Annotated in this window: 9 protein-coding genes; 4 read left to right on the top strand and 5 right to left on the bottom strand. The window is 44.4% G+C overall.

The window, feature by feature from the left end; genetic code table 11:
* The first annotated feature begins 314 nt into the window (after positions 1–314).
* On the top strand, positions 315–1,751 hold the full coding sequence (locus ACXLDX_RS09340; RefSeq protein ID WP_457576910.1) for a FlgO family outer membrane protein: 1,437 nt from the start codon (positions 315–317) through the stop codon (positions 1,749–1,751).
* Positions 1,752–1,805: 54 nt separating this feature from the next.
* On the opposite strand, the gene rbr is transcribed toward ACXLDX_RS09340, so the two are convergent.
* The 5 genes from rbr to ACXLDX_RS09315 all read right to left on the bottom strand — a co-directional run bounded on the left by rbr (position 1,806) and on the right by ACXLDX_RS09315 (position 7,275).
* Positions 1,806–2,381: a rubrerythrin gene (gene rbr, locus ACXLDX_RS09335; protein WP_457576909.1), complete on the bottom strand. Its 576-nt coding sequence runs from the start codon at positions 2,379–2,381 to the stop codon at positions 1,806–1,808.
* A 111-nt stretch (positions 2,382–2,492) separates the two neighbouring features.
* The gene (locus ACXLDX_RS09330) at positions 2,493–3,167 is read right to left on the bottom strand and encodes a hypothetical protein (RefSeq protein WP_457576908.1); all 675 of its coding nucleotides are present in this window, start codon (positions 3,165–3,167) and stop codon (positions 2,493–2,495) included.
* 4 nt (positions 3,168–3,171) lie between these two features.
* Positions 3,172–5,049, bottom strand: a complete 1,878-nt coding sequence (locus ACXLDX_RS09325) for a GNAT family N-acetyltransferase (RefSeq protein WP_503417357.1) — start codon at positions 5,047–5,049, stop codon at positions 3,172–3,174.
* Between the two features lie 867 nt (positions 5,050–5,916).
* Positions 5,917–7,125 (bottom strand): FAD-dependent oxidoreductase, encoded by a 1,209-nt coding sequence (locus ACXLDX_RS09320; protein ID WP_457576905.1) that lies wholly within the window; start codon positions 7,123–7,125, stop codon positions 5,917–5,919.
* Between the two features lie 15 nt (positions 7,126–7,140).
* Positions 7,141–7,275 (bottom strand): hypothetical protein, encoded by a 135-nt coding sequence (locus ACXLDX_RS09315; protein ID WP_457576904.1) that lies wholly within the window; start codon positions 7,273–7,275, stop codon positions 7,141–7,143.
* Between the two features lie 393 nt (positions 7,276–7,668).
* Between ACXLDX_RS09315 and ACXLDX_RS09310 the strand changes: the two genes are divergently transcribed.
* The 3 genes from ACXLDX_RS09310 to ACXLDX_RS09300 all read left to right on the top strand — a co-directional run.
* A complete protein-coding gene (locus ACXLDX_RS09310) occupies positions 7,669–7,878 on the top strand; it encodes a hypothetical protein (protein WP_457576903.1) in 210 nt (69 codons plus the stop codon).
* 351 nt (positions 7,879–8,229) lie between these two features.
* Complete coding sequence (locus ACXLDX_RS09305) at positions 8,230–9,240, top strand: alpha-hydroxy-acid oxidizing protein (RefSeq protein WP_457576902.1); 1,011 nt, start codon at positions 8,230–8,232, stop codon at positions 9,238–9,240.
* 358 nt (positions 9,241–9,598) lie between these two features.
* The coding region (locus ACXLDX_RS09300) for a citrate synthase (protein WP_457576901.1) at positions 9,599–10,860 on the top strand (1,262 nt) is incomplete at its 3' end.

The raw sequence follows: 10,860 nt of genomic DNA, 5'->3' as shown, positions 1-10,860 counted from the left end.
AGACTGATTATAAAATGATCTGGATTGACACTTTTTCATTTGAATTCCTTATCATTTGAGATTTCCAGTGATTTTTGACCGCAGGCTAGCCTGATAAAACAGGCACATCCACAATTTGGCTGAATTTCATGGGTAATCAAGAACTTTTTTGCAGGTTTGACATGCAATAATTTCACGAACGTAATATATTATTTCATCTTTTCGATTTTTCAAATCGGCTTAAAACCTGCCTGTACCAGCTGAAAAGACCGTGAAAAACCGTGGATCCCAGTGAATAATCACTTGTTTAAATAAAAAATTCTGCCAGTAATTACATGATGAATTCTATTACCCGTCATCTGAGTATTTTAGCTCTTGTCCTTTTCCTGTCCTCCTTTTTGGTCAGTGTCACCCCCCGAAATTCATCTGCGGATTTTCAAAAAACGAAAATTGCAGTGCTCGATTTTGTTCTCCATGGAGACAAGCTGAATACCCAGGGAATGGGAGCCATTATTTCCGAGTGGTTCATTACATCCATTGTTAAAAGCGGCCGTTTTGATGTCGTGGAAAGAGCCATGCTGCAGAAAATCATCTCTGAACAGAAACTGGCCACAACCGGCCTGATTGACGAAAACAGTGCCAGTGAACTGGGAAAAATCCTGGGAGTTAAAGTCATTATTACCGGATCCGTCCTCAAATTGAAAAACTCCATTGAAATCAACTCCCGTGTCATCAGTGTGGAATCCGGCTCCATCATTGCAGCGGAAAATATTCGAGGCAGCGCATCTGATGATCTGCAGTCCCTGGTGGAGCTTCTGACCAAAAGAATAATACGCAATTTCCCTCTCACCGGATACATAGTTAAAAGAGACGGCAAATCAGTTATCGTTGATCTGGGCCTTACAGCCGGGCTTGACTATGGAACTGAGTTCATTGTCTTCAAGGAAGGAGAAGTGATCAAGCACCCGAAAACAGGAGAAGTTCTCGATGTTGAGCAAATCCACACGGGAAAAATCAGAATCACCAAAGTAAGAAGAAATGTTGCGGAAGGTATTATTCTTCAGGAAAATAAAATCGGCATTGCCTATGGCCAGATGGTGCAGAGTATCCAGAAGACCACAGCTGTACGGCCCCAACCCCCTCGACAGTTGAAAATGGAAGAACCGTTTGTGCCTGGTCCTGCTCCTGCTCCGGCTGAAAAAATTGTACTGAAACGAAATAAACAGAAAATTATTCCTCCCCGAAAAGTCAAGCGAAGCAAACAACCAGACCTGAAAAAAGAACCTGCAGTGGTCGAGACAGTTGCAGAAAAGAGACCGGAAATCCTCAACGTGGGCATCTTTCCCTGGGTATTTGACGACGAAGGAATTTCGTTTCTTTCCTACCTCAAAGATAACCTGAAATACCGGATAGATGACTCTGACAAACTGAGGTTAAAAAAGTCCTATTATAAAATTAAAAAAATAGCCAAACTCAAGGCATCAGGCTCTTCAAAGAAATACTATACCAGAACAAACCTGAAACTCTCTGCCATAAAAGCAACAGCAAAAAAAGAGAATATACACCTCGCCGTCCTCGGCAGGTTAAATATCCACTGTCGCTGGTCTGACAATTGCCAGGTCAGACATATGAAGATTATTCTTCTGGACCTGACAACAGGCAAAAGCATTATAAAGGAAGGATCTTCCTGGGACATGGAAGCCCGTGATTTCATTGACTCAATACTGTCGAAAACGTTCAAGGAGCTTAACAGAAATCTGGACAGGGACTGATGATACCCCGTATTTTCAATACGGGGTATTAAATCGAACTCCCCAGGCTGGCCTTTACCAGTTTTCTCCCAGAATTTCAAAATGAGCCTTTGGATGGGCGCAAGCGGGACACATTTCCAGTGCCTCTTTCCCTTCATGGAGATATCCACAGTTTCTGCATCGCCATGTCACCGTATCCGACCGGCTGAACACTTGATTTTTTTCTATATTTTCCGCCAGATCTTTATACCGTTTTTCGTGTTGCTTTTCCGCTACCGCTATTGCCTCGAAAATTGCTGCAATGGCGGCAAAACCTTCCTCCCTCGCGGTCGCAGCAAATTCAGGATACATGGTCGTGTGCTCATAATTTTCACCGGCGGCAGCTTCACCCAGGTTCTCCAGAGTAGTGCCGATAACTCCAGCAGGAAATGTAGCGGCAATCTCTACTTCTCCTCCCTCAAGGAGTTTGAATAATCGTTTTGCATGCTCTTTTTCCTGGTTGGCAGTCTCTTCAAAAATATGCTGGATCTGTACAAATCCCTCCTTTTTCGCCTGGGATGCAAAATAGGTGTACCGGTTACGAGCCTGTGATTCTCCAGAGAATGCGGTCAGGATATTCTTTTCAGTTTGTGTTCCTTTCAGATTTGGCATAAAATCCTCCTGTAAAAATGAGCAAATTCACCGAAGATGCTGATCATCAACGGCACAGACATGTACGGATAAACCGGCTTGGCCGGATCAAATAGTTCATGGCAGGGAACCTTAATCCGGTTCCCTTATCAGTTCAACCACTGTCTCCTCCGTACCAGGCAGACCATGGACACTCCTGTACCTGAGAAACAGATTATCTTCCTTTCTGAACCAGTAGGAACCGTGCCAGAAGGGGGACAGTATTCCATCAGGCCTGACCTCAATCTTCCACGCGGTCATTGACCGATTACAGACAGTTATTGTTTCCTCACCCATCTTCACTACCTGCAGGGCTATTGCCTCAATCGTATCGGCCCTGATGGTCCAGAAAGTTGTTTTTGACCGACCCGAATCAAGAAAACTCCCTAGAGAAAAAGATAACGGCTGATACCAGGGTCGACTGTCAATGGTAACTGTTTTTTCGTACGGTTTACCGTTTCTGATACCTGAAATATACAGGCTGTCACCTTTCCGTTCGGCACTGATATCATGTTTGTTCCTGTTTTTGATCTTCCACTTCAGTGTTGCTCCATCTCCTTTACAGATGTTGAAAAACGATTTCCCATCCTCAAAAACATGCACAAGCACCTGATCATTTTTGACAACAGCCTTCCAGTAGAACTCTATTTCCTTCTTTCCGGTTCTCTCAATATAAGTATACAACCCGGGTGCCGGTAATCCCCCGGCCATTGTCGGAAGAACCGGCACCCCGAAAAAGAGACAGAAAAAGAGAAACCTGAATAACAAATCTTTACTCCTTTTCTTTCTGAAATTTACAGGTCAGATTTATCATGTTGTCTTCTGTTTTGATACTCACCTCATAGTCAAGAAGATTGAAGAGTTTCACCATTCCCTTGTTGGATGTCGAAGTGTAGGCGGTCAATCCGGCAATACCACTCTCCCTTGCGGCTTCTGCCAGTTTTTTTATCACGATTGTCGACAGTCCCCTGCCCTGCCATTTCTTAACAACAGAAAAGGCAATCTCTGCCATATTGGAATCAGGATCCAGATAATATTCACCCACCGCCAGAATACGCTCGAAACCGGGTTCACCTTCCACCGCGACAATGGTCAGATCCCGGTGATAATCAATAATAAAAGTATTTTCAATCTGTTTGCTGACAAAACTGGTCCGTTCATTGAAAAACCTGGACACAACATCCACCTTATCGAGACCGTAATAGTGCTCCTGAATAAACCGCTCATCCGTCAGCTTTACCGGCCGGAAGGTTATCTTTTTATTGTCAATGACATGGACTTCTTCCAGCTTCAGTGGATAAATTGAATGCATCTCCTCTTTCAGTGACCTCTCCGGACCAAGAAGTCCCATTTCCTTTGCCTCATCAAAAAGCATGTCCCGAAAATCAGGATGAGCGATACTGATCAGGGCAATTGCCCTTTCCTGGAAGCTTTTGCCGAACAGGTTGACGGAACCATATTCAGTGACCACATACTGCACTTCACTCCTTGGAACAACCACTGCCGATTCGGTCAGTTTCGGGACAATCCGGCTTTCCCTGATGTTTGATTTGGTCGAAGTCAGCATGAGAATGGATTTCCCGCCCTTTGACATTGCTGCACCCCGGAAAAAATCAAGCATCCCGGTTATCCCGGAAAAATTGTTGAAGGGCAGGGCATCGGCTGCGACCTGACCGGTCAGGTCAATCTCACGCCCCACATTCATCGCCACCATTTTATTATTACGTGAAATAACCCGGGGATCATTGACGTATTTGGAAGGATGGAACTCTATTGCCGCATTGTTGTCCAGCAGGTCATAGAGGTCTTTATTGCCAATGGCATTGCTGGCGATTAGTTTTCCTTCATTGTATCCTTTTTTCTTGTTTGTAATGACTCCCATCGAAACAAGTTTCATAATGGTGTTTGTGAGGAACTGGGTATGAATCCCCAGATCATTTTTCTGCATCATCGCGCGAAGATTCGCTTCCGACGTCGTCCCCAGGGACATCTGCATTGTGGAACCGTCATCAATGAGCCTGGAAACATATCTGGCTATCATATCCGCCATTTCCACATCCGGATATTTTTTTGCCTCGATAAGCGGTTCATCATGTTCAACAAAATAATCAATATCATTGACGTGGATATAACTTCTGCCGAGGACCCTGGGCATATTCCTGTTCACCTGGGCAATCACTATATCTGCCGCCTTTGCTGCAGATTCAGTGATATCAACCGAGATACCAAGACTCATCCAGCCGAAATCATCGGGGGGAGTAACCTGTATCAAAGCCACCTGAATGGGGAGAAGACGTGATTTTATCAGCCTGTGTACATCTGAAATATTAATCGGAGTAATAAAGCGCCTGTCCCCCTGAAAACTTTGCGAATTTGCCGAACCCAGATAAAAGGAACGGATGTTTAGATTCTGGGATTTGGATTTTTCAGCAATTTTAGATAATGATGTCGACTCCTTGCTGAATAATCTGATGATCTCAAGATCAGTAAATCTGATGCTGGCGTCAGCCAGTTCTTTGACAAGGTGCTGCGGCTCTCCACAGGAGGAGCCTATAAAGATTCTCTGCCCTGAATGAATTTTTAAAATCGCCTTGTCTGCAGACATGCGATTCTCCTGGTAATGATCTGCCCAATAACCTGTACTGGCCATAATTTCTCTCCCACTTTTATACTCTATTTTGACAGGAAAAAGGACTTCTCCTGGCGATTACGTTCCTCCATACTATTGTTAAACAGCCTATAAAGCAAGCCCACCCATTACAGCAAAAGGGATCCAATACTCCATCCAAAGAACCGAATCTTCAGGAACATCATGTTTTAAATGACAATTAAAAGTATTTTCCAGTGTCTGTCCAGAAATGAAGATTTTTTGTTCGAGATTAAGGCGAACGGGAAATTTTACCGCAGGCATATAGTTGATATTCCACGGATAAAATTTTTCGGGCAACGCAGATGTCGGGCAAAAAGACCAACTATGGACGGTACGTTCTAATTACGTACAAACTCAGCCTGATAAAACAGGCCCAATCCACAATTTGGCTGACTTTCATGGGTAATCAAGTAAAAAAATATCCACAAAGCTGAAAATCTGTTGTAATTACACCTGCCGTTGTGACGACTTCATGCCACCCTCGAAACAGTAATTACTCACAGGTACCCCAGCTTTTCACGGTCTCTTTTGTCCGCATAGTAGGGCTATAGCGAAGAAGAGCCTGCGAAAATCTGCGGCACCTGTGAGCAATTACAGTTCAGAGGTAATAAAATTATATAATTGCTACCCCTGGGAGTAGTTACAAAATAACTTTTGTTATTTAGAAGAAATCTATTTGATTGGAAATTATGACTTTTTTCAAATCATTGTCAGGAAAATATCATAAAACCATTACGGATTCGGGATTGGCGTCGGCATATTAAGACCTTACACACCTCTGACAGCCTTCCTTCAAACTGAAAACCCGGGTTATCCCGGGTTTTCAGTTCAGCCTTTTGCGGTTTTATATATTATTCAAACCGTTTTTTACTGCGCTTTCAATTTCTGCAGGGCATGTTCCGCTGCAATGGTAATTGGCTCCATACTCGGTTCCGATGAGATATCCGGATTACAGGCGGAAGTAAACGTTGTAAGTTCCGGAATGGTTTTACCACCGAGAATAAATGCAGTAACCGCATCTATCTCCCTGGCAGGAGCTATTGTATGGCTGACAATCTGACCACCGATGAGCTTCTGGGTCTTCCGATCAAAAACCAGTTTAAGTTTCCATGGTTTCATGCCCGGAATCATTCCGTGCTTGCTCCTGGTTTCAACCGTGGCGCAGACAGTGTCAAAACCCTCTTTTGCCGCGTTTTCTTCAGTGAACCCTGTGGCAGTAATGGTCATATCAAACATCTTGCAACCACCGGCATCAAGAACGCCCGGAAATTCGACATCAAAACCCGCAAGACGTTTTGCCGCCAGCCTTCCCTGAACCACTGCGGGACCACGCAATTGTCCAGGTGTCGGCTTTTTAGTTATGAAATTGAACTTCTCGACACAGTCACCACCGGCCAGGATGTCAGGATCCGATGTTTCCTGAAAGCTGTTGACCTTAATGCCGAATTGTCCCATCTCAAGACCAATTTCTTTTGCAAGCTCAACATTTGGCCGAACACCCACATTCATAAACACCATATCAGCATCAAGTTGTTCTCCCGATGCAAGTACCACACCGGTGACTTTGCCATTCTCACCCACCAGCTTCTCTACCTTTTCACCGGTACGAATCTGCAATCCTTTTTCTTCCAGGTATTCCTTGACGGAGTCCGCCATATCCTTGTCGAGCATTAACGGCAGAGGACGATCCATCAATTCTATAATGCTGATTTTATATGATTCTTCATTGGTTTCAGCCAGCAGGGTGGCAATTTCCATGCTGATGAAACCTGCACCGATAAAAACAAAATTTCTGGCCTTGTTTTCCGCAATTGAACTCCTTATGCGAGCCGCATCAACCTGGCCCCGAAGCGTCATCACACCCTCTAGATCATTACCTTCAATTGGCGGTACAAAAGAACTGGAACCGGTGGCAAGATAGAGTTTATCGTAGCTGAACTCCTTACCACCTGCAGTAAACACCATTTTTTTAGCGGCATCCACCCTGGTAACTTCATCCTGTACAACATTAATTCCTGCACCCTGGAGTTTTTTGTCAGGAATAACAATCGATTCACTGGTGACCAGACCGGCCACGACGTGGGGAAGAGCTCACCTGACTATGAAAAATTCTTCCTTACGGATAACTGTAACATCCACCTCCGGCATAAGTTTTTTTGACATCATGGCGGCCGGTCCTCCGGATCCGCTGCACCCGACGATTACAAGTTTTTCCCCTTTCTTCATATCAGCTCCTTTGTGTTGATGATTACACCTCAAGCCCTTTACAGGGAGACAACTGATCAACTAATTAAGTTACAACTTTAGAACATATACCCAAAAACTGCAGATGTCAAAAATAATTCTCCTCCCGAACATCACTCTTTCTGACTTTTATGCTGCCTGATATCCCACAGTCTTACATGGTGTTTTTCTGTCAGGTACTGTCCATGAAAATCTGAATCAGCCATTTTTCATTTTTCCTGAGCCGCAGAAATCAGGCACATCCCAGACTCCCGAACAGCAGACTGAGTTTTTACGTAATGAGAAAAAAATTTATTAAATATTCTCCGGGGGCTCACTCTGTGATACCCCACCCCTGTTATACTTGGTAAAAACATATCAAAGGGAGGAAAGATTATGAAAACAAATTCGGCCGCAATCTCCTTGCTCTTTTTTTCAAAAACCCGAAGAATCACCTTTTTCAAACGGTTTCCAACCATTTTTTCAGCTTTATTTTTAAATCATAAAAAACTCATTAACCACTGCCTTGCCTTCCTCGCTATAGGTGCAGTTTTTCTCGGGGCAATCATTGCCTTCCTGGTCCAGCTCGCCGAATATGGCTGGTGATCAACTATTTTATTTTCCCTGTATCCATGAGATACGGACTTCATGATTTTTTTACCGTCCAGAGAAAATGAAAAAGTATCTGTCCAGATTATTTTTAAACCAGTACAATGTGGTTTTTGAAATACGGCAGATAAAGCAATTGGTCTCAGGTCCCGCAGATTTTTACAGGCTCTTTTATTCGCTATAGCCTACCCATGCGGACAAGAGAGACTGTGAAAAACTGGGGTGCCTGCGAGCAATTACCAGATAAATTAAGCACATCCCAAAGTCAACCAGTGTCAGGCTGAACTTTGGCCGCAATAAAAATCAGAACATCCCGGATTAAAACCGGATAACAGATGGTGACTGAATATGAAAGAAATATGTAAAAATGCCAGGAAACTGATGGAAGGATTCTGCAGGGTCTGTCCGGTTTGTGATGGCCGGGCCTGCCGAGGGGAAGTACCCGGTATGGGTGGTCTTGGTACCGGCAGCGCTTTTACAGTCAATTTTGAAAAACTGAAAGACATTCGCCTTAACATGCGCCTTATCCATGCCATATCCGACCCGGACACAACAACCACTTTTTTCGGAACCCGCTTTGCCCTGCCTGTTTTTGCAGCCCCCATTGGTGGCGTGTCATTCAACATGGGCGGTAAAATCAGTGAGGAAGAATATATCAGTGCCATAATCAGTGGCTGCCTGGCTAAGAATATCATGGGCTGCACCGGGGATGGCGTTCCGGAATTCATCCATCTTGCAGGATTTGAAGCCATTAAAAACTCGGGGGGACACGGAATTCCTTTCATAAAACCCTGGGAGGACAAAGAATTATACGAAAAACTTGAGGCGGCAAAAGAGACAGGAACAGATGTCGTTGGTATGGATATTGATGCGGCCGGCCTCATTACCCTCCGCAAAATGGGCCGTCCGGTATCACCAAAACCCCTTGAAAAATTAACTGAAATCGTAAAAAGATCCGGGCTCCGTTTTATTCTCAAGGGCATTATGACCCCCGATGAGGCTCTTTTGGCCATCGATGCAGGAGTCGACGGTATAGTTGTTTCCAATCATGGGGGAAGAGTATTTGACTCTGCTCCGGCAACGGTAGAGGTGCTTCCCGACATTGCCGCTGTTGTCCGTAAAAAGACAACCCTTCTCGTGGACGGGGGGATTCGTAACGGAAACGATGTTCTTAAAATGCTCGCACTCGGTGCCGATGGGGTTATGATCGGCAGACCATTTTCAATTGCTGCAGTTGGTGGTCTGCAAAATGGTGTCGAAAAATATATTGCCGTTCTCGAGCAGGAGTTAAAACAGGCTATGGTCTTGACAGGTACCGGATCTATTGCAGAAATCGGTCCCAGACTTCTCTTTTCATAAAGACATGGAATCAGAACCAGTTGCCGGATTTCGTTCAGAGATAATAAATTCATAGAAATGCTGCCCATATGAATAGATACCGAATTTCACTTGAATCAATGTTGACTTCATGATTTTCCTCCCCCCGGTCCATCCACTGACAGGTTCAGGTTTCAGAATAAAACAAGATACTTTTTCGGGAAAAATCAGTCTTGCCTAATTTTAAATGATTACTATTATTACTAATAATCCAGTAAAAAATTAATGTGATTACGGACCAGAACTCAGCCAGATAAAACAGACACATCCCCATTACAGCTGAATTTCATTGGTAATCAACAAAAATTAATGATTCAATCCTTTTCACACGGAGTCCAATATGAGCAGCAAAGCCATACTGAAAGTTGATAACCAGGAATTTGAATTTGATGTAATAACCGGTACTGAGAATGAAAAATGCTTCGACATCACCTCCCTGCGTTCAGAAACCGGCTATATCACCATGGACCCTGGATTCGGTAACACCGGATCATGCTATTCTTCAATCACTTACGTGGACGGGGCAAAGGGAATCCTGCAGTACCGCGGTTATCCCATTGAAGAAGTTGCGGAGAAAGCATCCTTTGTTGAAATTGCCTATCTTATTCTTTATGGAGAACTGCCCAATGAAATTGAGCTCCGTAATTTCTCGGCTCAACTGAAGGAACATGCTCCTCTCCATACTAATCTGGAGCACCATTTTTCCGGCTTTCCAAAATCCGCCCCGCCCATGGCCATTCTATCCGCCATGCTCAATCTGGTATCCTGCTTTCACCCCGAAGTACTTGAGGTCACATCGGCAGGAACCGAATTTGACAGAACAGCAACCTTGCTCCTCTCCAAGGTCAGGACAATTGCCGCATTTGCCTATCGCATGGCCTCCGGCAAGGTCATTAATCATCCCAATCCCAACCTGAGCTATTGTGGAAATTTTCTTCACATGATGTTTTCCGATCCTTACCAGGAATACCAGGTTTCACCCATTGTGGAAAAAGCTCTTAACCTGTTCCTCATCCTCCATGCGGACCATGAACAGAACTGCTCCACATCCACGGTGAGGGTCGTCGGCAGCTCCAGGGCAAATCTTTTCAGTTCCGTTTCCGCAGGTGTCTGCGCCCTCTGGGGCCCCCTTCATGGAGGAGCAAATGCCGGAGTCATTGCCATGCTGGAGGATATCCATGCTTCCGGTCGTAAGCCCGAATACTATATTGAAAAAGCAAAAGACAGAAATGATCCCTTCAAACTGATGGGCTTTGGTCATCGGATCTATAAAAATTTTGACCCCCGCTCTATTATACTGAAAAAACAGGTCCATAATGTTCTCAATGAACTGGAAATTGATGACAGCCTCCTTGAAATAGCATTAAAGCTTGAAGAAAAAATTCTCAAAGACGACTTTTTCATTGAGAGAAACCTTTACCCCAACGTCGATTTCTACAGTGGCATTCTCCTGCGTGCCATAGGTATTCCTCTGAACATGTATACCGTAATGTTCGCCATTGGCAGAATGCCGGGATGGATAGCCAACTGGAAGGAACTGCTCGACCATAAGCAGCGGATCTCACGGCCGAGACAAATATATACAGGGAAAACAAAAAGACC

The sequence above is a fragment of the Desulfomarina sp. genome (assembly GCF_054039375.1).
This window is presented reverse-complemented; position numbering and strand designations above follow the sequence as displayed.

Coding starts and splice junctions, on each gene's coding strand:
- ACXLDX_RS09340 (WP_457576910.1), top strand. CDS start 315: ATGATGAATTCTATTACCCGTCATCTGAGTATTTTAGCTCTTGTCCTT.
- rbr (WP_457576909.1), bottom strand. CDS start 2,381: ATGCCAAATCTGAAAGGAACACAAACTGAAAAGAATATCCTGACCGCA.
- ACXLDX_RS09325 (WP_503417357.1), bottom strand. CDS start 5,049: ATGGCCAGTACAGGTTATTGGGCAGATCATTACCAGGAGAATCGCATG.
- ACXLDX_RS09315 (WP_457576904.1), bottom strand. CDS start 7,275: ATGAAGAAAGGGGAAAAACTTGTAATCGTCGGGTGCAGCGGATCCGGA.
- ACXLDX_RS09310 (WP_457576903.1), top strand. CDS start 7,669: ATGAAAACAAATTCGGCCGCAATCTCCTTGCTCTTTTTTTCAAAAACC.
- ACXLDX_RS09305 (WP_457576902.1), top strand. CDS start 8,230: ATGAAAGAAATATGTAAAAATGCCAGGAAACTGATGGAAGGATTCTGC.